This window comes from Massilia sp. MP_M2, from assembly GCF_039123635.1.
Classification (GTDB): Bacteria; Pseudomonadota; Gammaproteobacteria; order Burkholderiales; family Burkholderiaceae_D; genus Telluria.
On the sequence record NZ_JBCHJF010000007.1, the window covers coordinates 57,374 to 80,860 of the forward strand.

Here is a 23,487-nt window from a genome sequence, read left to right on the forward strand (position 1 = left end):
GGGACGAGAGATGCACCAGCAGGTCGTCCATGCTGCGTCATGACACCGTTGCACAGGCGCTCACCATGAGTAGGCATTCCCGGCAATCGCCGCTAAGATGACAAACGCCGGGCGCTCACGTTCCCGAGCATCATGCACATTCATGGATTGGGACTCAATGAAACAGAAGAAGCTGGGCGCGGTCATGTCGACGGCCTTCGTGGTAATCGGGTTGGCCATGGCGCCTGCGGTAGCGGCGGTAACCGCGGCGAGCTCCGCTCCGGCGGCAGGCAAGGCCGCCAGGGCGACACCGGCCGACGTGCGCTTCAAGGACATCTACACCAAAGAATGGCAATGGCGCGTCGCCGAAAAACTCGAGCGCGATGACGACGCCCCGGACGCCAGCCGCGGCTTCGCCCGGGTCGATGCGCCGGCGCAGGAAGCGCGCCGTGTGGTCTGGGCCGGCATCCTGAAACAGCTCGATGCGATCAAGCCCGCCAGCCTGTCGCCGGCCGAGCGCATCAACTTCGCCGTGTACCGCGCGCAAATCGCCTCGCTGCACGACGCACAGGTGTTTCGCGAATTCGAGCAGCCGGTCAATGCCGACAGCGCATTCTGGACCGGCGTCACCTACGGCGCGCGCCGCGCCTTGACCACCACGCAGGCCTACCGCAACTACCTCGACGGGCTTGAAGGCATTCCCGCGTACTTCGACGAAGAAATCGGCAATATGCGCGCCGGCCTGGCGCGCGGCTTCACGCCGCCGAAGATCACGCTGGCGGGCCGCGAAAGCACGCTGCTCTCGGTGACCGAAGCCAGGACGCCGCAGGACACGGTGTTCTACGCGCCGTTCAAGCAAATGCCGTCGACCATGCCCGCGGCCGAGCAGGAAGCACTGCGCCGCCAGGCCGTGGCGATCATCGCCGGCAAGGTGCAGCCGGCGCACGCCAGGACGCTCGCGTTCTTCCGCGATGAATACGTGCCAAAAGCGCGCACGACGCTGGCCGCCCAGGCCATGCCAGGCGGGAAAGACTACTACCAGTCGAAGATCGTCGAATTCACGACGACCAACCTGACGGCCGACCAGATCCATGCGGTCGGCCTGGCCGAGATGGCCAAGATCCGCGCCGAGATGCACGACATCATGCAGCAAGTGGGGTTCAAGGGCGACCTCCAGGCTTTCCTGCAGTTCCTGCGTACCGACCCGCAGTTCTATGCCAAAACCCCGGCCGAACTACTCAAGAGCGCGGCGTGGACTGCCAAACGTTTCGACGCCAAGGCCGACCAGTACTTCGGCCACCTGCCACGCCGGCGCTTTGCGATCGTGCCGGTGCCGGACGACCAGGCGCCGTTCTGGACGGCCGGCCGCGGCGGTCCAGGCATGTATTGGGTGAACACGTATAACCTGCCGGCGCGCCCGCTCTACAGCCTGCCGGCGCTGACGCTGCACGAATCGGCGCCGGGTCACGCATTCCAGATTCCGCTGGCACAAGAGCAAAAAGGCGTGCCGCCGTTTCGCCGTGCGTACATTTCGGCCTACGGCGAAGGCTGGGCACTGTACGCCGAGCGCCTGGGCGCCGAAATGGGCATCTACGAGACGCCGTATGAAGTGTTCGGGATGCTCAGCTACCAGGCCTGGCGTGCGTCTCGTCTCGTGGTCGACACGGGCGTGCATGCCAAGGGCTGGACGCGCGAACAGGCGCAGGCGTACCTGATGGAGAACACGGCGCTGTCGAAGCACGAAGTCGAAACCGAGGTCGATCGCTATATCTCGTGGCCGGGCCAGGCGCTGTCGTATTACCTGGGCCAGATGGCAATCCAGGAAGCGCGCGCCAGGGCCGAAAAAGCACTGGGACCGAAGTTCGATATCCGCAACTTCCATGACACCGTGCTGCATATGGGATCGGTGCCGCTGCCGGTGCTGCAGCAAGGAATCGACGCGTTCATCGCCGATGGCGGGCCGAGTCCGTATCCGAAGGAAAGCTGATCGCCTGGTGATCGCCTGGTGACGACAAGGGCCGCATCGCGCGGCCCTTTTTTATCGTTGGAACAGTTTGAACTTGAGCTGGAACGAAATTCCGCCGTACAAGCGGTCTTTGTAGTTCGGGAGGATCCCGACATTCACGCCCACCCGCTCGTACTCGTAGGTCAGGGTCGGAATCACGCCCGGGAACCAGCCGCCGTCACGCGTTTTCGGGTAGCCGTCGAACGCTGCCAGCGCCAGCCCAACGCGCACCGGCCCCACTGCGTAGGGCTGCCAGATCACCCCGGCGTAATTCGACCAGGCGCGGTCGCTGTTGTAGAAGCGCCCGCCGGTGGCGGCCAGCGTGCCGCTGAAGCGATACTCGAGCGCCAGGCCCTTGTTGTTGTTGTTCAGGTCCTTGTCGCCGTCGAAGTGGGCCGTGTAAAAGCCCGTGTCGATCCACAGTTCGCTGGCCGGGGCCGAGTCGATCTTCGTGAAGAAGTCGGCGCCATGCGCCAGTGGGGCAGCGCCCAGGAGCGCCAGCAAATACAGGGTGCGCATCACGTGTCCGCTTTCGTCTCAAGGTCGGGGAACATCACGTCGGTGAAACCGAAGTGGTTGAAGTCGCGAATACGCGACGGGTACAGGATGCCCAGCAGGTGATCCACTTCATGCTGCACGACGCGCGCATGAAACCCATCGGCATCGACGGCGATGCGTGCGCCGAACTGGTCGAACCCCTCGTAATGCAGGCGCGTGTAGCGTGGCACGCTGCCGCGCAGGCCGGGTATCGACAGGCAGCCCTCAAAGCCCTCTTCCATCGCCTCGCCGATCGGCGTGAGCACGGGATTGATCAACACGGTCTCGGGCACCGGCGGCGCGTCCGGATAGCGCAAGTTGCTGGCGAAACCGAAGATCACCAGTTGCAGGTCGACGCCAATCTGCGGCGCGGCCAGGCCCACGCCTTTGGCCGCGTGCATGGTCTCGAACATGTCGGCAACCAGCGCGTGCAGCGCGGGCGTGTCAAATTGCGTGACCGGCGCGGCCACGCGCAGCAGGCGCGGATCGCCCATGCGCAGGATAGGTCGAATGCTCATTGCGCGCCCTGCCCTGCCAGCAGAGCGGCGAGCGAGGCGCGAAAGCCCTCGCCGGTTTCGGGGTGTTTCAGGCCCATGGCCGTCATCGCCTGCAGGTAGCCGAGCTTGGAGCCGCAGTCGTAGCGCTGGCCGGCGTAGCGGTAAGCCAGCACGCGTTCGGCCTGCATCAGCGCGGCGATGCCGTCGGTGAGCTGGATTTCGCCGCCGGCGCCCTTGCCAATCGTCTCGAGGTAGCCGAAGATCGACGGCGACAGCAGGTAGCGGCCGACGACGGCCAGCGTCGACGGCGCATCGGCCGGTTGCGGTTTCTCGATGATGTCGGACACCAGCTCCAGACCCGGGCGATAAGGCGTGGCGCTGACGATGCCGTACTGGCGCGTCTGCGCGCGCGGCACGTCCTGCACCGCCAGGATGCTGCTGCGTTCATACGTGTAAAGGTCGGTCATCTGGGCCAGCACCGGCTTGTGGCCATCGGCCGTGTCCATGAAGTCGTCGGCCAGCAGGACCGCGAACGGGTCGTTGCCCACCACCGGGCGCGCACACAGCACAGCGTGCCCCAGCCCCAAGGGCGACGACTGGCGGATGTAGATGCAGTTGACGTTCTTCGGAATGACATTGCGCACCGTCTCGAGCAGCGCCGTCTTGCCGGCGGCTTCCAGTTCGGCTTCGAGCTCGTAGGCGGTGTCGAAATGGTCTTCGATCGCGCGCTTGTTGCGGCCCGTGATGAAGATCAGCTCCGTGATGCCGGCGGCGACCGCTTCTTCGACCGCGTACTGGATCAGTGGCTTGTCGACGATCGGCAGCATTTCCTTCGGCTGCGCCTTGGTCGCGGGCAGGAAGCGGCTGCCAAGGCCGGCCACAGGAAATACGGCTTTGCGGATCAGGGTCATCGTTGTTCAGTCAGGGTTGGTGATCATTGTCCGAGCAGCGCCAGCAGCGCCGCCTCGTCCAGGATGGCGACGCCGAGTTCTTCGGCCTTGGCCAGCTTGCTGCCTGCCTCCGCACCGGCCACCACGTACGAGGTCTTCTTCGAAACCGAGCCGGCAATCTTGCCGCCAGCCGCTTCAATCAGGGCGCCAGCCGCATCGCGGCTCATCGTCGGCAGCGTGCCGGTCAGCACGAACGTCTTGCCGGTCAACGGACCGTCAGAAGCCTGCGCTGCTTCCGGCACCAGCGCAAGCAGTTCGAGCCGGATGGCGGCCAGCGCCGTCACCAGATCGCGGTTGGCTGCTTCGGCCAGCCACGCTTCGAGCGCTGCCGCCACCGTGGCCGGCAAGCCGAAGATGCCGAAGTCGGTGCGCGCCGCGATGGCGTCGAGCGTCTGGCCTGCGGCGACGATCTGGCGCGCGCGCGGCTCGGTCAGTTTGGGGATGTCCAGTGCGGCCAGCAGCTTGATCTCGTCAAGCAGCTCGCGCAGCTGCGCCTTGGGCGGATGCTCGCCCTTGGGCGCCACGCCGGCTGCCAGCAAGGCGTCCAGCGCAGCCTGATTTTTTTCTTCAGCGAAGAAGTCGGCAATCGACTGCGCCACCGTGCCGCCGATATCGGGCAGCACGCGCAGCAGCGCGGCCGGCGCGCGGCGCACCAGCGCCAGGCTACCCAGGTACTCGGCCAGCGTCTTGGCGGTGGACTCACCCACATGGCGGATGCCCAGCGCGAACAGCAGGCGTTCGAGCGGCGGGGCCTTGCTGGCGGCAATCGCCGCGAGCAGATTGTCGGCCCACTTGGTCGGCACCTTGCCCTGCCTGACGGTGTCCGGGGTCGCAGCATCGGCCTCGTCGGCCAGACGCTTCATCTTGAGCAGGTCGTCCTGCGTCAGCTGGTACAGGTCGGCCACGCCGGTGACCAGGTCCGCTTCGACCAGGCTGTCGATGTAGCGGTCGCCCAGGCCTTCGATGTCCATCATGCGCCGGCCGGCGAAGTGGCGGATCGCCTCTTTGCGCTGGGCCGCGCAGCTCAAACCGCCGGAGCAGCGTGCGACGATCTCGCCTTCTTCGCGCACGACGTGCGAGCCGCATACCGGGCAGGTCGCCGGCAAGGTGTAGACCGGGGGTTCCGGCACCGGTCGGCGTTCGAGCACCACGCCCAGCACTTCGGGAATCACGTCGCCGGCGCGGCGCACGATGACCGTGTCGCCCACCCGCACGTCCTTGCGTCGCACTTCGTCTTCATTGTGCAGCGTGGCGTTGGTGACGGTGACGCCGCCGACCGACACCGGCACCAGGCGCGCCACCGGTGTGATGGCACCGGTGCGGCCGACCTGGACCTCGATTGCCTGGACCGTGGTCAAGGCTTCTTCAGCAGGGAATTTATGCGCCAGCGCGAAGCGCGGCGCGCGCGAGACGAAGCCCAGCGTACGCTGATCCTCCAGCCGGTCGACCTTGTAGACCACGCCGTCGATCTCGTAAGGGAGCGCCGCCCGGCGCGCGCCGATGTCGCGGTAGAACGCCAGCAAGCCATCGCGGCCCGTGACCACCTGGCGTTCCTTGGCAACCGGCAGCCCGAGCGCATCGAGCCAGTCGAGCATCGCCGAATGCGATGCGGGCAGCGCATCCTGCGCGCCCTCGAGCTGGCCGACGCCATAGGCGAAAAAGCGCAGCCGGCGCGCATTGGTGATGCGTGCGTCGAGCTGGCGCAGGCTGCCGGCGGCGGCGTTGCGCGGATTGGCGAATTCCTTGTGGCCGGCGGCGCGCTGGCGCTCGTTCAGGCTCTCGAAGTCGCGCTTGAACATCAGGACTTCGCCGCGCACCTCGAGCACGGCCGGCACGGCGTCGCCATGCAGGCGCATCGGGATCACGCGCACGGTGCGGATATTGGCGCTGACGTCTTCGCCCGTATAGCCATCGCCGCGCGTGGCGGCCTGCACGAAGCGACCGTTTTCGTAGCGCAGACTGATGGCCAGGCCGTCAAATTTCAGTTCAGCGTTGTAGGCGACAGCGCGCGCTTCGAGCCCTTCGCGCACGCGGCGGTCGAAATTGTCGATGTCCTCGTCGGCGAACCCGTTATTGAGCGACAGCATCGGCACCGCATGCGTGACCTGGTTGAATTCGGGGATCGGGGCGTCGCCCACGCGCTGGGTCGGTGAGTCGGGCACGATCGCTTGAGGGTGCAGCGTCTCGAGCGCGGCCAGCTCGTGGTACAGGCGATCGTACTCGGCGTCCGGAATCGTCGGGGCGTCGAGCACATGGTAGTGGTAGCTGGCGCGGTTCAGTTCCGCGACCAGCCAGGCCATCCGGGCCGGGGCATCGATCTGCTCGGTCACGGGGCGATCCTCAGCAGAACAGGCGCAGCGCCCGGGTCGAGCCGGCGGCAATGTCGGCGGCGTCCATCTCGGCGTAGAACTCGACCACCTGGCCCTTGATCTCGTCGAGCACTTCGGCTTCGAGCGGCTGGTTGCCATCGTCGACGATGGTCGCGTCCAGGCGCTGCGTCAGTGCGCGCGCGGTATCGACCATGCGGCCAAAGGCATCGCGCGCCGGCGCGACGCACGGCACGTCCAGCAGCAGCGTCAGGCGCGACGTGGTGTCGGCGCCCAGCGTGACATTGGTCGAGAGCGTAAACAGGACGCTGTTGGTGGCGCCGTCGCGGTCCGGCATCGCAAAGCGCCCATCGGGCCGCACGTCAAAGCCCGCGTTTTCGAGCGCGCCGATCAGCGTCGACATCGCCCATGGCGCACCATTCGCGGCCAGGTTGACGCTCAACTGCGCGTCGTGGCCGGCAACGAAGCGGTGCAGCGTGCGCGCTTCGCTCATCACTTCGATCATGTCGGGCACATGGGGCTCGGCACCAATGTCGTCGCCCACGGCGCGCAGGCGCGTGACGAGTTCGGAGTATTCGAGTTCGTTCAGCGCCGTGGTGCGCGTGGCCATCTGCACGCCTGCTTGCAGCTTGGTATACACGCCGCCATGGACGATCGGTTCCCACTCGCCGCTGACGGCAAAGCCGATGTAGTGGATCGGCTTGTTGCCCACACGGCGCAGGCCGTGCAGCGTCGGCAGAATCTTGTCGCCACGGACCGGCGCGTCGAGCGCCAGCGGAATCATGCAGTCGATCAGCGGGTCGACCAGGCACTCGGCCAGTTCAGTCGGCGGCATGCCGGGGCGCGTGCCCGGGAGCGATGCGGCCACGGCGTCCTGGGCGGCGTTGGAGCCGGCGGCGCGGGAAGGTGGCGGCGCGACGGGTGCAGCTGGTGCAGCCGGAATGGCTGGCACAGGCATCGGCGGCATTGCAGGCACAGCGACAGGGGTTTCATCGATAGACGGCGCCGGCGTGTCGGCCAGTGCCGGTGCGTCAAGCTGCGGCTCGGGCTCGGGCTTGGTATCGGTGACGGTAAACGCGGCTGCGTCGAGCGTCGGCTCGTTCACGCGCGTGTAGGTGAATTCACCCTCCTTCGCGGGCGCAGGGGCGGCAGCGGGAGCAGCGGGGGCCGTTGCGGGTACCGCTGGCGGCGCGCCGAGGTCGAACATCGGCTCACTGCGTTCGGCTGCCGGTGCGCCTTCGCCAGTGCGCATCAGCACGTCGTCGTGGTCCGATGCGAACGCGCGCTCGACGCTTTTCCTGGCCTTGTACTCTTGCCATTTGTTGTAAGTGACGACACCGACGACGAACACGCCGCCGGCTGCGATCAGGCTCATTTGGAGATCAGTCATGCTGCTTGTGCCTCAATAGCGAAAGTCGCGCAGGACGCACGGTCCTGGTCTTGCCGCGAACTGGGTGATTCAATCGAAGTGCCACGCGTGCGGGCAGTCCCCACGCGAAGGCATGCAATGATACCAACTCCCCCGCGTGGATGTCATTTATTAGCATTCTGACAGGCGTCGCGCGATTACGCGGCGACGAGGTCTGCGGCCGCTTCCATGTCCACCGCGACGATGCGCGAGACGCCCTGCTCCTGCATCGTCACGCCGATCAACTGGCTGGCCATCTCCATCGCGATCTTGTTGTGCGAGATGAACAGGAACTGCGTGTGCTCGGACATGCGCTTGACCATGCGGCAGAAACGCTCGGTGTTGGCATCATCCAGCGGCGCGTCGACTTCGTCGAGCAGGCAGAATGGCGCGGGGTTCAGGCGGAACATCGAAAACACGAGCGCCGTGGCGGTCAGTGCTTTCTCGCCGCCCGACAGCAGGTGGATCGTCGCGTTCTTCTTGCCGGGCGGCTGGGCCATCACCTGGACGCCAGCGTCGAGGATCTCGTCGCCGGTCATCACCAGACGCGCATTGCCGCCGCCGAACAGGATCGGGAACAGCTCCGAGAAATGGCCATTCACGCGCTCGAACGTGTCTTGCAGCAGATCGCGCGTTTCGCGGTCGATGCGCCCGATCGCGTCTTCCAGCGTGGCGATGGCTTCACTGAGGTCGGCATTCTGTGAATCCAGGAAGTGCTTGCGCTCGCTGGCCTGGGCCAGTTCGTCCACCGCCGCCAGGTTGACGGCGCCCAGGCCGGCAATGGCATTGGTCAGGCGCGTGACTTCACCCTGCAGGTACTGGGGCTTGAGGTCGGGTGCGAGCTTGGCCTGCAACTCGGCTTCGTCAGCGCCGGTGGCGGCCAGCGCTTCGGCAAACTGCTCCTGGTTCAGGCGCGCCGCCTGCTCCTTCAGTTGCAGCTCGGTGATGCGGTCGCGCTGTGGCTGCAGGCTGCGCTCGGTCTGCATGCGCGATTCTTCGGCCGTGCGCAGCTGCTGCGCCACCTGGTCGAGTTCATGGCGCGCCGCGGACAGTGCCGCTTCCTGAGTCGTGCGCCCGTCGAGCAGCACTTGCAGGCCTTCGTGCGCGCTGCCGCTTTCCAGCGCTTCCAGTTCAAGCCGCGCCTGCGCCAGGCTGGCGCCAACCTGCTCGGCCTGCGTAGCGGCGGTGGCGATCGTGCGGCGCAATTCGTCGATGCGGCTGCGCTGGGCGCGCTCGGCGAACTGCGCTTCCTGCGCGCCGCGTTCCAGGTCGCGCAGGTGTTCGCGCGCGCGGGCCAGGGCCTGCTCCTGATCCTGGAATGCGGCCTGGTCGTCTTCACTGGCTTCCTGCAGTTCGGCCAGTTGCATCTCGAGCTCTTCGGATGTTTGTTCGGCCTCGAGCTGCGCCTGGCGCTGTTCGGCTTCCTGGGCTGCGATCTCGGTCAGGTCGGCCGCGATCTGCCTGCTCCGCTGGTTGAAGCGTGCTTCGATCTCGCTTTGCTTGAGCACATCGATCTGCAGCGCGTGCACCTCGCGCTGCAAGCTCGCCACGCGCGCACGCGCATCCTGCATGCGCCGCGCCAGATCGAGCACGGCAGCGTCGGCGCGGGCGGCGCGCGCGCGCGCTTCGTCCGCCAGCAGCGCCTGTGCGCGCACCTGCTTGTCGGTGTTGTCGATCTCGTGCTGGCGTGCCAGCATGCCATCCTGCTCGGCGTCGGGGGCATGAAAGCGCACGCTCGAGCGGGTGATCACGTGCCCCTGGCGCGTGACGAAGCTGGCGCCATGCGGCAGGCGGGCGCGCGCATCAAATGCTTCCGATGCATCCTGCGCGATGTAGACGCCGTGCAGCCAGTCGTCGAGCACACCGCGCACGCCGGCGTCGTTGATGCGCAGGAGGCTTGCAAACGGCGTCAGGCCGGTGGGGACAGAATCACGTGCACCGCCCGGCTGCGGTGCGTACAGCGCCAGGCGCGCCGGTGGCGGGTCGTTGAAAAAAGCCTTGGCCGCATCAAGGTCCGACACGTCGAGCGCGCCGGCGCGTTCGCGCAGCACGGCCTCGAGTGCCGTTTCCCAGCCAGCTTCGACGTCGAGCTGCTGCCACAGGCGCGGCAACTCCGCCAGCGCGTGCTTTTGCAGCCAGGGCTGGACCTTGCCCTTTGTTTGCACGCGATCCTGCATCTGGCGCAGCGCCGTCAGGCGCGCTTCCAGCTGCGCGTTGGCGGCGCTTTCGCGCTGGACGTCGCCGTTGGCCTGGCGGCGCTCGGCCTCGACGGTGTCCTGGCGCGCTGTGGCCTCGTCCAGCGTCAGCGTTTGCTCTTCGAGCGCCAGTTGCTGTTCTTCGAGCTGCAGGCGCAGGTTGTCGAGCGTGGCGCTGTCGGGCAGGTTCAGCGCGTTGCGCTCCTGTTGCAGGCGCTCGCGCCGCACGACCAGATTGGCCAGGATGCCGCCGGCGTTGCGCCCGTGGGCCGCTGCCAGCTCGATGCGCTGCTGGACTGCCATGATGCGCGCGCGCGCCGCATTGGCCGCATCCTGGCCGGCGCGCCAGGCCGCTTCGAGTTCGGGCAGGCGCTCGCCATGCACCTCGACTGCGATCTGCGCGCCTTCGGCGCGGGCGGCCAGTTCCTCGAGCTGCAACTCGGCTTCTTCCTGGCCTTCGCGGTGTTCTGCGGCCTGGGTCGACCAGCCATCACGCTGAACGCTCAGCGTGGCGATCTGGTTTTGCAGGCGCGTGCGCGATTCGACGACGAACTTGATCTGCGCTTCGAGACTGCCGATCTCCGCGTTCACGCTGTAGAGCGCGCCCTGCGCCGTGTGCAGGCGGTCGCCGGCGGCAAAGTGCGCCTGGCGCAGGTGCTCGAGGTCGAGCTCCACGCCGCGCAGTTGCGCGGTCTGGGCTTCGAGCCCGGTCTGCGCATCTTCGATCTCGCGGAAGAACCTGACCTGCTCGGCGTTGGCGTCATTTTTGCGCAGCAACCAGAGGAGCTTCTGCTTTTCTTCCTGGTCGGACTGCATCTGGTGAAAGCGCAGCGCGACCGCCGCCTGCGCTTCGAGCTTTTCCAGGTTGGCGTTCAGTTCGCGCAGGATGTCTTCGACCCGCAGCAGGTTCTCGCGCGTGTCGGACAGGCGGTTTTCGGTTTCGCGCCGGCGTTCCTTGTATTTGGAAACGCCGGCCGCCTCTTCGAGAAACACGCGCAGTTCTTCGGGGCGCGATTCGATGATCCGTGAAATCATGCCCTGGCCGATGATGGCATAGGCGCGCGGGCCCAGGCCCGTGCCAAGAAAGATGTCCTGGATGTCGCGCCGCCGCACCGGCTGGCCATTGATGTAATACGTGGAGGTGCCGTCGCGTGTGAGCGTGCGCTTGACGGCGATTTCCGCGTACTGCCCCCATTGGCCGGCGGCCTTGCCGGCGCTGTTGTCGAACACGAGTTCGACCGACGAGCGCCCGGCCGGCTTCCTGTGCGTGGAGCCGTTGAAGATCACGTCCTGCATCGACTCACCGCGCAGCTCAGAGGCCTTGGATTCGCCCAGCACCCAGCGCACGGCGTCGATGATGTTCGACTTGCCGCAGCCGTTCGGGCCGACCACGCCGACCAGCTGGCCGGGCACCTGAAAATTGGTGGGATCGACGAACGATTTGAATCCCGACAATTTGATGGAAGAGAGGCGCACGTTGCGTGGGACCGGAAGGTAGCGAAGAAGCGTTCATCATACCATCGCCGGGAGGGCGGCGGCCATGGCCGGGACGACGACGGACAGTGGCTTACTCGGCGGCGTGATGGTCCGCCGGCGGGCCTGCATCGTTGACGGCCTCGCTGCCGACGGCTGCGCCAAGGATGCGGCCGACAACCCCTTCTGCCAGCACGACCCGGATCGCACCGGCGCGCAGCAGGTCGGCCAGGCGCCCGGCAGGCAACGAGAATGCCTCCTGGCGCCCGGCACCGGAAAAGATGTAGAGCGTGCGCAGCGGACTGACCCAGGCCAGGCGCACCTTGCGCACACGGTCGCCCTCGGCCAGCTCGAGGCGCATGCCCCGTTCCAGGCCGGCCAGGGTGTCGGCTTCCGGCCCCTGGCTTGCGTGCGCCTCGTCCTCGGCCTGGGCCTGCTCTTGCGCCACGCGGCGCAGCGCATCCTGCTGCGCCGCCTCGACCGCCAGTTCGAGCTGGCGTTCGGGCGCCAGCTCGATCGGCGCGCGCACGATCGAGGCGTGGCATTCGGCCAGCTCGGCAAAGAACTGCAGCCGCTCGGCGTCCTGCCAGCGCGTGGCATCGAGCCATTTGTTCAGGCTTGCCAGCAGCGCAGGCAGGCGCGCGATCAAGGCCTTGCGCTGCTCTTGCGTGGCCTTGGGCTTGACGCTCCAGATCAGGTCTTCCATCGTGCGCGTGGCATTCTCGATCGCGCCGGGACGACTGTCTTCGATGGTGTAGGCCAGCGCCAGCGCGGCGCGCCAGCGCTGTTCGAGAAAGCCCGCCACGGCTGGCACGAGCTGTTCGCCGGCCAGGCGCAGGGCCACCGCGCGCTGGGCCGAGCGCTCGGCGGCAAGGCGCTTTTCCTGGCGTGTGGCGTTGGCGATCGGACCGGCGATGGCGGCCTGCTCGGCATTGTCGCGCGCGGCCAGGCCAGCTTCGAGTTCGGCCACGGCCGCCTCGAACTCGGGCTGCTCGGCATCGCGTACCCGCTCGACGCTGCGGCGCATCGCATGATAGACGGGATCGTCCTGGTCGGCCGGTTGCTCCCAGCCCGTTTGCGAGAGCAGATCGAGCAGGCGCCTTGCGGGATGGGCCTCTTCGTAGAAGAAGCTGCGATCGCGCAGGGCCGCCTTGAGTACCGGCACCTGCAGGAACGCCAGCAGCTCGCGTGTCTCTGGCGCGACGCCATCGTCCTGCAGCACGCCCTCGAATACCCGCGACAGCAAATCGAGCGTGGTGGCGTCGCCGCGCGACAGTGCGCCTGGCGGCAGGCTGGCGCGCAGGCGCGGGAGGTAGAACGCGCCGTGGGGAACGCTCGCGCTGTTGCCGTCAATGCGCTGTGCTGGACTGGCTCCGGCGGCGCCGGTGCTGATGGCAAACACGGGCAGATCCGGCATGCCGGGGATCGCGGCGCCGGCGCCGAGGCGGCCAAGCAGGTCGATCAGCGGCATCGCGCCAGCCATGGCTGCTGCGCCTGCGCCGCCGTGGGTGCCTGCGTGCGTGCCTGCGTGGCTGAATCCGTGGCTGACTGCGTGACTGAATCCCTGGGCGGGCAACGGCATGGCGTGGCCCGGTGCGCCCGGGTGGAAGGCCGGTTGGGCGCCGACTTGTGCGTCAGCTTGCGCGCCGGCTTGCGTGCCAAATGACGCGCCGGCCTGGACGCCCGCGTCCGTGGCGAGCAGCCCCGGGGTGGCCGGCATGCTCGCTACCGGCGCCGCATCCGGCCCTGCTTCCGGCGGCGCGACGGCAAAGCCCGAGGCGGTGCTTGGCCGCCAGCCACCGCTGCCCTGCGGCAGATTGGGTATCTCCGGCACGGCCAGCGCCGGGTCGAACAGCTGACGCAGCTGATCGGACAGCGAGGCTTCGCGCCGCGCACGTTCGGCGCGGCGCGCGGCGCGGTCATCGGTCTTGGCAAAGCGCGTGTCATCGTCCCTGCCCTTGCGCGCGGCCTTGAGCGCCTCGGTCAGTGCTTCGTAGAGCGGCCCAAGATCGATCATCAGGCCCGGGCGCAGCAGCGGCGTGAGCAGGCCGTGTGCTTCCGGGTCGGGCTCGAATTCGCACCACGCCGCGTGCAGGGCGGCCAGGAACACAGCGGGACGAAATGGGTTGTGGGCCGCGCGCACGAGATCGCGGCCGAGCAGCAACCCGAGGCGCACGCCGAGGGTGGCTAGCTGCTCCGAATACTGCAGGTCGAACGGGCGGCTGACGGCGTCCAGCGCCATCTGCTGGTCGATCTGCTCGAGCGGCACGAGACTGAGCGCCATGGGGGCTGCCTGGGCAGCCGGGCCACGTGGCGCCAGCAATGCAATCTCGGCTTCCAGCGCCGTCTCGAGCGCGCTCGTGGCCAGGTGGACGAACGCGTAATCGTTGCTCTTGAGGAGGTTGCCGGATTTGACCCGGCGCATGACGGCGCGGGGATCCGGACCCGCTGCGGTGAGGTCGAGCAGAACCGACACGATGCGCCGGACCACGTCACCCAGGTCAGTCCCGGCCTGACGGCACGCGATCACAACCAGCTCGGCAAGCGTTGCTTGCTGGGCGGCGACGGCCTTGCGCGCGGCGTGGGTCTGGGCGGAGGGGGTGGCCATGACGAATTGGCGAAGTGAAGCGAGCCTCTATTTTGCCACACTCTTGCCAGTCAGCAATGAGCAAACACAGCGGGCAGAGGCGGGGCGACACTGTGCCGGGCAGCGCCAGCGCGGCGCTTGCCCCCATCGATAGTAGTCTCGTAGGCAGGCGCATGTCTACAGCTGTCGAGGCCGCCGCCCGTTTCACGCCCCGCAGCGAGCGTCGCAGGAGCGCGCTTGCCGGAAACGAACCACGTCATTTCGGAGACAGGCGTACGATCTGTTGATAATTTTGAAAGGAAACATCATGGTCGAGAACAACAACGCGGGTCCCGGTTCAGGCGACCAGGGCGGCGCGCACGAGCAGGAAGCCGACATCGGACGCCAGAGTCACAGGGATCATGCAGACCATCAGTCTGATCCTGCGTCGAATCAGCAATCCGATCCGGCATTCGGAGCATCCGTGCAATCGGTGGCGTCGGTGGCGTCGGTGGCGTCGGTGGCGTCGGTGGCGTCGGTGGCGTCGGTGGCGTCGGGGCGCCAGCCCACACCGGTCCAGCAACCGGATACCCGCCTGATTGAATCGCCACAGGCCGGCTCGCTGTCGGCCGCTGACGTCCGGGGCGGCATGCCCGAGCGGGACGGCACGCCCGAGCAGGACGGGACCGCAGAGCGCCAGCATCACAAGGACGACTCGAACCGCTGAGTCACGCCTGCGCGCCGGGCAGACCGGGCGCATCGCACAAAATAGCCTGCCACCGCCTCACGTCGGCAGGCTATTTCATACCCGCATCCACCACACACCGTGTGCTGATGCTGGTCGGGCCCCGTTCAAATATTACGCAGTACCGCCCCCTTGGGCGGCGCAAAGTTGGTCACTTCGTGAATCATCCTAGCCAACTTCGCATCGCGCGCCGTCATGTGCAGGTCGCCGTACTGATGCACGTTCCATTGCTCGGGCGTGAGCTCGATCTCCTTGCGCAGGATCGTCTCGGTGCGCGCATCGTCGGCGCGCAGGCCCTCGACGATGATATTGAGCGCATCCGGTCGCGAACCGGGCGAAGCCGTCGCGTGCGACTTGTGGATCATGAACCGCGCCGTCTCGCTGGCATAGCGGCGCGCCCCGGCCAGATACACGACGACGGCAATCGATGCCACTGCACCAGCGTTGTACATGACAAATTTAACGGGCGAATTGGCCATGAAGTTATACAGGCACAGCCCATCGCTGACATAACCACCGTTCGATTGCAGCAGCACGTGGGCAGTATCGATGCCGTCTTCCGTCATGGTCGCCACCGCCTCGAACATCCGGTGAACCATATCACTGTTGACATCGCCCGACAGCGTAAACCACCCCTCTTTCTCCTGCAGCGCCTTGTCTTGATTCATAGTCTGTTCCGCCTACAAAGTAAGTGAACTAAGTGTAGCAAATCCCCCCGCACGGTCCCACCACCAATCGCCAATAGTGCGAAGCAATGCTTTAAAGCAAATCCACGCCAAACCTACCAATGGGGTCAGAGTAGATTTAATGGGCAATTCCTCAAAGTTGTCAAACAATTCGACTCTGACCCTATTTATTATTTGCGCGTTTAGCGCTACCAAAGTCAGGCTTTGATTCTGCGAGTCATTGAATTTTCTAAATGCATCGTTTTCATTTCCGCAGAGGTCAAAATTAATTAGGGTCAGAGTCGATTTATTGGGCAATTGTCAAAAGTTGTCAAAGAAATCGACTCTGACCCTAATTGTGAGTTTGGGGGTGGGCGGTTGACAGTCGGCAAAGGGTGGAATATCCTCCGCAGTCTTGATCGGGAGAGCGCAGCATGCTGCCGCCGAAGGGGCACTCACCCATAAACTCTCAGGCAAAAGGACCGGTCAAGGGACGGCGGCGCAGCGCGCGGCGGTTCAACTCTGGAGAGCGGCCGCGGTAGCGGTCCACCGAAGGGGCAAGCGGCACGCAGCCGCTATCTCTCAGGTACCAAGGACAGAGGGGTCGACAGCGCACGACGACCGTGCTGTACCCCTATTTCTGCCTGAGGATTCCATGACGCTCAAAGCGACCCCGCTCAATTCCGCTCACCGCGCCGCCAACGCCAAGATGGTCGATTTCGGCGGCTGGGACATGCCCGTCAACTACGGTTCGCAAATCGAAGAGCACAACGCAGTGCGCAGCGACGCCGGCATGTTCGACGTGTCCCATATGTGCGTCGTCGACGTCAAGGGCGCCAATGTGCGCACGTTCCTGCGCGGCCTGCTGGCCAATAACGTCGACAAGCTGCAAGTGCCGGGCAAGGCCCTGTACTCGTGCATGCTCAATCCCGAAGGCGGCGTCATCGACGACCTGATCGTCTATTTCATGTCCGAAGAATGGTTCCGCATCGTCGTCAACGCCGGCACCGCCGAAAAAGACGTCGCGTGGATGAACGGGCAGAACACCGCCACCAACAGCGGCGTGACGATCACCGCGCGCCGCGACGGCAACGATCCGATCGCGCTGATCGCCGTGCAGGGTCCGAACGCCCGCGCCAAGGTGTGGCAGGTGCTGCCGACCACCCAGGCGCCATCTGAACACCTCAAGCCGTTCAACGCCGTCATCGTCGGCGACACCGCGTTTGGCGAAGCGATGGTCGCCCGCACCGGCTACACCGGCGAAGACGGTTTCGAAATCGGCGTGCCGGCTTCGCAAGCCGAAGCGCTATGGAATGCGTTTGTCGCCGTCGGCATCAAGCCGGCCGGTCTCGGTGCGCGCGATACGCTGCGCCTGGAAGCCGGCATGAACCTGTACGGCCAGGACATGGACGACGCCGTCAACCCGCTCGACGCCGGCCTGGCCTGGACGATCGATCTGGTCTCCGAGCGCGACTTCATCGGCAAGGCCGCGCTGCAGGCGAAAGGCCAGGGCGCGCAGTTCGTCGGTCTGATCCTGCGCGAAAAAGGCGGCATCCTGCGCGCGCACCAGAAAGTGGTCGCGGCCTCCGGCCTGGAAGGCGAAATCACCAGCGGCACCTTCAGCCCGAGCATGCAGCAGGCGATCGCCCTGGCGCGCGTACCCATGGACGTGGCCATCGGCGACACCGTCCACGTGATCATCCGCGACAAGCGCCTGGCCGCCAGCGTCGTCAAGCTGCCGTTCGTGCGCAACGGTAAAGTGCTGGCCGCCTGAGCGCTGCCGAGACCCCAGAACACCTATACTGCTATCCACCCAACTACCCGGAGTCCTCATGAACATCCCTACCGACCTGAAATACACCGAATCCCATGAGTGGATTCGCCGCGAAGAAGACGGCACCCTGACCGTCGGCATCACCGAATACGCGCAGGACGCGCTGGGCGACATCGTGTTCGTCGAACTGCCGCAGGTCGGCAAGGCCTTCACCGCCGGCAGCGACGCCGCCGTGGTGGAATCGGTGAAAGCCGCCAGCGACATCTACTCGCCAGTTGACGGCACCGTCACCGCCGTGAACCAGCCAGTGGCCGACGCGCCGGACTCGATCAACCAGGATGCCTACGGCAGCTGGCTGTTCAAGCTCGCTCCAAGCGACGCCGGCTCGTACGACAATCTGCTCGACGCTGACGCCTACGGCAAGACCACCGACCACTGATCCGCCTTCAGGTGCGCCGCCGGCCCCGCCGCGGCGCACCGCCCTGCACCACCCGCCATTCTCCTTCAACGTCGCCGCAGACTGTGTCCCCCAACATGACCCGACCAAGCCTCACCCAACTCGAAGCACGTGATTCATTCATCCCGCGCCACATCGGCCCGTCCGACGCCGAACAGGCAGCGATGCTGTCGGCCCTCGGCTACGAGACCCGCGCCGCGCTGATCGACGCCGTCGTGCCAGCCAATATCCGCCGCAAGGACAAGATCGACCTGGGCCAGTTCGCCGAGCCACGCACCGAAGAAGAAGCACTGGCCACCCTCAAGGGCCTGGCCTCGAAGAACAAGGTGCTCAAATCGCTGATCGGCCAGGGCTACCACGGCACCTTCACGCCGAAGGTCATCCTGCGCAACATCTTCGAAAACCCGGCCTGGTACACCGCCTACACGCCGTACCAGCCAGAGATCTCGCAAGGCCGCCTCGAAGCGATCCTGAACTTCCAGCAGGCCGTGACCGACCTGACCGGCATGGGCATCGCCAACTCGTCGATGCTGGACGAAGGCACCGCCGCCGCCGAAGCCATGACGCTGATCCAGCGCGTCGGCAAGTCGGCATCGAAAGTGTTCTACGTCGCCGACGACGTGCTGCCGCAAACCCGCGAAATCATCGAAACGCGCGCGCTGCCGATCGATGTTGAAGTGCGCACCATCGCAGCAGCCGACATCGAGTCGCTCGATGAAACCTGCTTTGGCGTGCTGCTGCAATACCCGGGCGTGAATGGCGAAGTGCGCGACTACCGCGCCGCCGTCGAGAAACTGCACGCTGCAGGCAGCATGGTGATCGTGGCCGCTGACCTGCTGGCCCTGACCCTGCTCACGCCACCGGGCGAATGGGGCGCCGACGTCGTCGTCGGAAACAGCCAGCGCTTTGGCGTGCCGCTCGGTTTCGGCGGCCCGCACGCCGGCTACCTGGCCACCCGCGACGAATTCAAGCGCAGCATGTCGGGCCGTCTGGTCGGCGTGACGATCGACGCGCAAGGCAACCAGGCCTACCGCCTGGCGCTGCAGACCCGCGAGCAGCACATCCGCCGCGAAAAAGCGACGTCGAACATCTGCACCGCACAAGTACTGCTGGCCGTGATGGCCGGCATGTACACGGTCTACCACGGCCCGCAAGGCCTCGAGCGCATTGCCCGCCGCGTGCACCGCCAAGCCGCGATCCTCGCCGCCGGCCTGCAGCAACTGGGCTTCGAGCTGGTCAACCAGACCTACTTCGACACGCTGACCGTGCGCGTCAAGGACGCCGGCGCAATCCACGCCGCCGCCACCGCGCACGGCATCAACCTGCGCCAGATCGACGCCACGCAAGTGGGCATCGCGCTCGACGAAACCGTCACCCGCGACGACCTCGCCACGCTGATCGCCATCTTCGGCGACGGCAAATCGGTTGACCTGGACGCACTCGACGCTGCTGCCGTTGACGCGCTGCCGACGGCCCTGGCCCGCACCAGCGCCTACCTGACGCACCCGACCTTCAACCGCTACCACGCCGAGCACGACATGCTGCGCTACCTGCGCGCACTGGCCGACAAGGACCTGGCGCTGGACCGCACGATGATCCCGCTTGGTTCGTGCACGATGAAGCTCAACGCGACGTCCGAAATGGTGCCGGTCACCTGGCCAGAGTTCTCGAACATCCACCCGCTGGCGCCAAACGACCAGACGGTCGGCTACCGCGAAATGATCACGCAGCTCGAGGCAATGCTGTGCGCCGCCACCGGCTACGCCGCGATCTCGCTGCAGCCGAACGCCGGTTCGCAGGGCGAGTACGCGGGCCTGCTCGTGATCCAGAAGTACCACCAGGCGCGTGGCGAAGGCCACCGCAACATCTGCCTGATTCCGTCATCGGCCCACGGCACCAACCCGGCATCGGCCAGCATGGTCGGCATGAAGGTCGTCGTCACCGCCTGCGACGAGAACGGCAACGTCGACCTGGCCGACCTGAAGGCCAAGGCCGAGCAGCACAGCACGAATCTGGCCTGCGTGATGGTCACTTACCCGTCGACTCACGGCGTGTTTGAAGAAGGCATCAAGGAACTGTGCGAGATCGTGCACCAGCACGGCGGCCAGGTGTATGTCGACGGTGCCAACATGAACGCACTGGTCGGCCTGGCCTCGCCGGGCGCGTTCGGCGGCGACGTCAGCCACCTGAACCTGCACAAGACCTTCTGCATCCCGCACGGCGGCGGCGGCCCGGGCGTCGGTCCGATCGGCGTCGGCGCACACCTGGCGAAGTTCCTGCCAAACCAGCTCTCCACCGGCTACGTGCGTGACGAAGCCGGCATCGGCGCGGTCAGCGCCGCGGCCTTCGGCTCGGCGTCGATCCTGCCGATTTCGTGGATGTACATCGCGATGATGGGCGCGGACGGCCTGACCGCGGCGACCGAAGTGGCGATCCTGAACGCCAACTACATCGCGCGTCGCCTGGCGCCGCACTACCCGGTGCTGTACGCAGGCCACGACGGCCTGGTCGCGCACGAGTGCATCATCGACCTGCGTCCGCTGCAGGACAAGACCGGCATCTCGAACGAGGACGTGGCCAAGCGCCTGATGGACTTCGGTTTCCACGCGCCGACCATGAGCTTCCCGGTCCCGGGCACGCTCATGATCGAGCCGACCGAATCGGAGTCGAAAGTCGAGATCGACCGCTTCATCGAGGCGATGATCACGATCCACGCCGAGATCGTCAAGGTCGAGCGCGGCGAGTACGACCGCATGGACAATCCGCTCAAGGGTGCGCCGCACACGGCCGAAGTGGTCACGAGCGACGACTGGACCCACGGCTACACGCGTGAAGTGGCGGCGTTCCCGGTCGCGAGCCTGCGCAAGAAGAAGTATTGGCCACCGGTCGGCCGCGCCGACAACGTGTATGGCGACCGCAACCTGTTCTGCGGCTGCGCGCCAATCAGCGATTACGAGTAATCACCAGAACGCTCGTGCAATGGCGTCCTATTTGCGGCTCGAAGCGAGCCGCAAGTGCGACGCCGGATGACGGCGGCGTTCCCGGCCTGGCCCACGCCGTTCGCGCGTGGGTTCGACCGGGACGCCGCCGTGTTCATTCGGCCCGGGTGGTGACGCAGGCACTGGCAGCGCCGCAACCACGCTATCCCCCTCTTCTTCGAGCCTGAACCCGGCCACGGTGCGCGCCAGCGCAATCGCCTGCATCTGCAGCGTGCGGGCGGCGTTGGCAGCTTCTTCGACCAGCGTGCAATTCTGACGCGTGACCTGGTCCATCTGCACGATCGCCTGACTGACGTCCTGCAGTTGCCCGGCCTGGCCATCGCCGGCCGTACCGATGCGCCCGACGATATCTTCCACCTCGCGTACCGAACCGGCGATACGCTGCATGCTGCTGCTGGCGTGCAGCGCCCCCGTCACGCCGCCGTCGATCTGGGCCACCGACTGCGCCACCACCGCGCGAATTTCGCGGCTCGCGCCGGCCACCCGCCGTGCCAGCGCGCGCACCTCGGTTGCCACCGCAGCCAGCTCGGCAGCGGTCAACGGCGCGCGCGATGCATCCAGCGCCGCGTTGAGCGCCATGGTGCCTGTTGCGCTCGCGGCCAGCTCCAGAGCATCGACGATGTCCACCACGCGCAAGGCGCTGCACCGGCTCGCACCCAGCGTCGTCACGAGGCGGTCAACGACGCCGCCGCCATCCTGCGCAACGTCGGCGGCACCGGCCGCCAGGCGGTTGGCGGCCCTGGCATCGTCGGCACAGTGACGCACATCGGCTGCCAGCGCTTGCAGCATGTGTTCGGTATGCGACAGCGCGCCCGCGCGGTACACCGCGCGGCTGCCCAGGCTCAGGCTCCCGAATTTGATGTCGCGCGAGGCTGCACCGATCGTGTGCGCCGCATCGGCGACCGTGCGCAGCATGCCATTGAGATTGCGGATGCTCGCATCGAGCAGGCGCGAGGTGTCGGCGATTTCGTCGCTACCGTAGTCACGCTCCTGCACCGTGAAGTTGCCGCTGGCCAGGCTGCTGGCGGCCAGGCCGATGCCCCGGATCTCGCGCAGCAGGATGCGGCGTACGGCGAACGTGATCGCCAGCGACAGCGCGATTGCCAGCACCAGCACGGCCGGCATCAGCACGGCGATCATGCGAAAGTCTGCCTTGGCGCTGGCAGCGGCCTTGCGCGCAAGGGTCTCTTCAAGTGCGCTCAGACCCACCAGGCGCAGGTCGACCAGCGCATACGCGGCTTCGGCCTTCTGCATCGCGTTGGCGCTGATCGAACCGTCCAGCGGCGCGAGCTCGATGACGTCGCGCACGGCGCGCGCATAGCGGCGCTGCGCCTGCGCGGCCTGCTCGATGTGGCGCAGTTCGGGGGCAGTCAGCGAACCTGCCGACAGCGTCGCCAGGCCAACGGCGATGCGCCCGTGCTGCGCCAGGATGTCGCGCCGCAGCGGCTCGGTGCGGGCCGGCGGAAAGCTGCCACCCATCCAGCTCAGGTAACGGTAGATGTCGGCATGCGCCTTGTGCGATTGTGTGCCCAGGCTGGCGGCAGCGCGCAAGCTGGCGGCGCGCTGCCCGACAATCGATTCGAGCGACGCATTCTGGCGTGCCAGCGCAACATAGGCCGCGCAGGAAAGCACCAAGAGCAGCACGAGGACGGCGCCTGGGGCCAGCAGGAGCTTGGGGCCGATGCGAAGACGGGCCAGCATGTCAAGCCGCCGTCATGGCAGGTGGGACTGGCGGGCGGCGCGGCGGTATCATCGTCATGGTATCCCCTGGTGAGCGCGATATTTCTTGAATGCATTCTTGAATGTACGCCGCAGAACAGGCCAGCCTTTGTGGTGGCGCAACGCGCGCGCTACACTAGCGGCATGATCTTTCTTGCTCCACTGCAGCGAAACCGGCGCCTGCTCCTCGTCTGCCTGCTGTCGCTCCTGCTGCACGCCCTCGTGATCGCCTGGATCGATGCGCGCCTGACGCAGCGGCCCGCCGTCATCGGCATGCCGGACCTCACGCTGCGGCTGGTTCCGGCCGCACGCGGGGTGGTGGACGCACCATCGATGGCGGCCGACGTACCTGCCGCACTTGCACCTCCACTGGCACCCGCGCAGCCCGTGGCGCCCGCCCCCATCGCCGTGGCCGATGGCGGCCCCGTTGCCACGCCGTCCGCCGCGCCGCCCGCCGCTGGCGAGGGTGAGGTGCCCGCCGCCAGCGGCGGCAGCGCGGCACCCGTCCAGATGCCGGGCATCTACCGCGTCAAGCCACCGCCATCCGGTCGCATCGACTACGCCCTCGTCACGCGCAGCAGCCCCGATGCGCCCGCACAGGAGGCCGGTTCGGCGAGCATGGTCTGGCGCAGCGATGGCACGCGCTATACGGTTGAACTCGACGGCGTGCTGGGTACGATCTCCAGCCAGGGCCAGGTCGACGACGCCGGCATCGCCCCGCAGCGGGCCTTGAGCGGGATGGGCACGGGCGCCTTGACCACCGTATTCGATCGCGGCAGCGGCACCATCGGCGCCGGGCCGCAGGCGCAGCCCTTCCCGCTCGTCCCCGGGAGCCAGGATGCCGCGTCGGTGCTGCTGCAACTGGCGGGCATGGGCGTGGGCGACGCGGGTCAGATCAAGGACGTGCTGGAATTCTGGGTCGGCGGCGCGGGCGGCGCCGGCATCGAGCGCTACCAGGTGCTGGGACCGGAACGGATCGACACGGCCGCCGGCCCGCTGGATACAGTGCGTCTGGCGCGCCTGGGCGAGCCGGGCGCACCAGTGCTGGAACTGTGGCTGGCGCCGCAGCACGCATGGCTACCGGTGCAGCTGCGCGTGACCGACGCGCTTGGGGCCTCGCGCACGCAAACGCTGGCGTCGATTGCCATCGAGGCCAGCGTGACGCGGCAAGAATAAGCGCAAGAACAAGCG

General features: G+C 66.7%; 15 protein-coding genes and 2 riboswitches. Of the genes, 6 read left to right on the forward strand and 9 right to left on the reverse strand.

Annotated features, from left to right (window positions below; translation table 11 throughout):
- Window positions 1-157: 157 nt before the first annotated feature.
- Window positions 158-1,966: a DUF885 family protein gene (locus RCH14_RS15660; RefSeq protein ID WP_343027031.1), complete on the forward strand. Its 1,809-nt coding sequence runs from the start codon at window positions 158-160 to the stop codon at window positions 1,964-1,966.
- Between the two features lie 51 nt (window positions 1,967-2,017).
- Here the strand turns inward: RCH14_RS15660 and RCH14_RS15665 are convergent, their stop codons facing one another.
- The 7 genes from RCH14_RS15665 to RCH14_RS15695 all read right to left on the reverse strand — a co-directional run bounded on the left by RCH14_RS15665 (window position 2,018) and on the right by RCH14_RS15695 (window position 13,979).
- On the reverse strand, window positions 2,018-2,503 hold the full coding sequence (locus RCH14_RS15665; RefSeq protein WP_407070085.1) for a hypothetical protein: 486 nt from the start codon (window positions 2,501-2,503) through the stop codon (window positions 2,018-2,020).
- Window positions 2,503-3,039 carry a peptide deformylase gene (def, locus tag RCH14_RS15670; protein ID WP_343027033.1) on the reverse strand — a complete coding sequence of 179 codons (537 nt, stop codon included), beginning with the start codon at window positions 3,037-3,039 and terminating at the stop codon, window positions 2,503-2,505. Before def ends, RCH14_RS15665 begins: the two co-directional genes overlap by 1 nt.
- Complete coding sequence (gene galU / locus RCH14_RS15675; RefSeq protein WP_343027034.1) at window positions 3,036-3,929, reverse strand: UTP--glucose-1-phosphate uridylyltransferase GalU; 894 nt, start codon at window positions 3,927-3,929, stop codon at window positions 3,036-3,038. The genes def and galU overlap by 4 nt, the downstream gene beginning before the upstream one ends.
- Window positions 3,930-3,952: 23 nt before the next feature.
- Window positions 3,953-6,268 (reverse strand): NAD-dependent DNA ligase LigA, encoded by a 2,316-nt coding sequence (ligA, locus tag RCH14_RS15680; protein WP_343027208.1) that lies wholly within the window; start codon window positions 6,266-6,268, stop codon window positions 3,953-3,955.
- Between the two features lie 40 nt (window positions 6,269-6,308).
- Entirely contained in the window at window positions 6,309-7,685 is a 1,377-nt protein-coding gene (locus RCH14_RS15685; protein ID WP_343027035.1) for a cell division protein ZipA C-terminal FtsZ-binding domain-containing protein, read from the reverse strand.
- 176 nt (window positions 7,686-7,861) lie between these two features.
- Window positions 7,862-11,374 carry a chromosome segregation protein SMC gene (smc, locus tag RCH14_RS15690; protein ID WP_343027036.1) on the reverse strand — a complete coding sequence of 1,171 codons (3,513 nt, stop codon included), beginning with the start codon at window positions 11,372-11,374 and terminating at the stop codon, window positions 7,862-7,864.
- A gap of 91 nt (window positions 11,375-11,465) precedes the next feature.
- A complete protein-coding gene (locus tag RCH14_RS15695; protein ID WP_343027037.1) occupies window positions 11,466-13,979 on the reverse strand; it encodes a DUF1631 family protein in 2,514 nt (837 codons plus the stop codon).
- A gap of 286 nt (window positions 13,980-14,265) precedes the next feature.
- Here RCH14_RS15695 and RCH14_RS15700 point away from each other — a divergent pair, with 286 nt between their 5' ends.
- Entirely contained in the window at window positions 14,266-14,664 is a 399-nt protein-coding gene (locus RCH14_RS15700) for a hypothetical protein (RefSeq protein WP_343027038.1), read from the forward strand.
- Between the two features lie 125 nt (window positions 14,665-14,789).
- Here RCH14_RS15700 and RCH14_RS15705 read toward each other — a convergent pair whose 3' ends face one another.
- Window positions 14,790-15,350, reverse strand: a complete 561-nt coding sequence (locus tag RCH14_RS15705) for an ATP-dependent Clp protease proteolytic subunit (RefSeq protein ID WP_343027039.1) — start codon at window positions 15,348-15,350, stop codon at window positions 14,790-14,792.
- Window positions 15,351-15,757: 407 nt separating this feature from the next.
- Window positions 15,758-15,842: riboswitch (glycine riboswitch) on the forward strand.
- 17 nt (window positions 15,843-15,859) lie between these two features.
- A riboswitch (glycine riboswitch) is annotated at window positions 15,860-15,956 on the forward strand.
- 46 nt (window positions 15,957-16,002) lie between these two features.
- On the opposite strand from RCH14_RS15705, the gene gcvT reads away from it, so the two are divergent.
- From gcvT to gcvP, 3 genes are all read left to right on the forward strand, one after another.
- Window positions 16,003-17,121, forward strand: coding sequence for a glycine cleavage system aminomethyltransferase GcvT (gene gcvT, locus RCH14_RS15710; protein WP_343027040.1), 1,119 nt, complete (start codon window positions 16,003-16,005; stop codon window positions 17,119-17,121).
- A 58-nt stretch (window positions 17,122-17,179) separates the two neighbouring features.
- Entirely contained in the window at window positions 17,180-17,560 is a 381-nt protein-coding gene (gene gcvH / locus RCH14_RS15715) for a glycine cleavage system protein GcvH (protein ID WP_343027041.1), read from the forward strand.
- 95 nt (window positions 17,561-17,655) lie between these two features.
- On the forward strand, window positions 17,656-20,538 hold the full coding sequence (gene gcvP, locus RCH14_RS15720; protein ID WP_343027042.1) for an aminomethyl-transferring glycine dehydrogenase: 2,883 nt from the start codon (window positions 17,656-17,658) through the stop codon (window positions 20,536-20,538).
- Between the two features lie 27 nt (window positions 20,539-20,565).
- Here gcvP and RCH14_RS15725 read toward each other — a convergent pair whose 3' ends face one another.
- Window positions 20,566-22,278 carry a methyl-accepting chemotaxis protein gene (locus tag RCH14_RS15725; RefSeq protein WP_343027043.1) on the reverse strand — a complete coding sequence of 571 codons (1,713 nt, stop codon included), beginning with the start codon at window positions 22,276-22,278 and terminating at the stop codon, window positions 20,566-20,568.
- Between the two features lie 162 nt (window positions 22,279-22,440).
- On the opposite strand from RCH14_RS15725, the gene RCH14_RS15730 reads away from it, so the two are divergent.
- Window positions 22,441-23,472, forward strand: coding sequence for a hypothetical protein (locus RCH14_RS15730; RefSeq protein WP_343027044.1), 1,032 nt, complete (start codon window positions 22,441-22,443; stop codon window positions 23,470-23,472).
- Window positions 23,473-23,487: the final 15 nt, after the last annotated feature.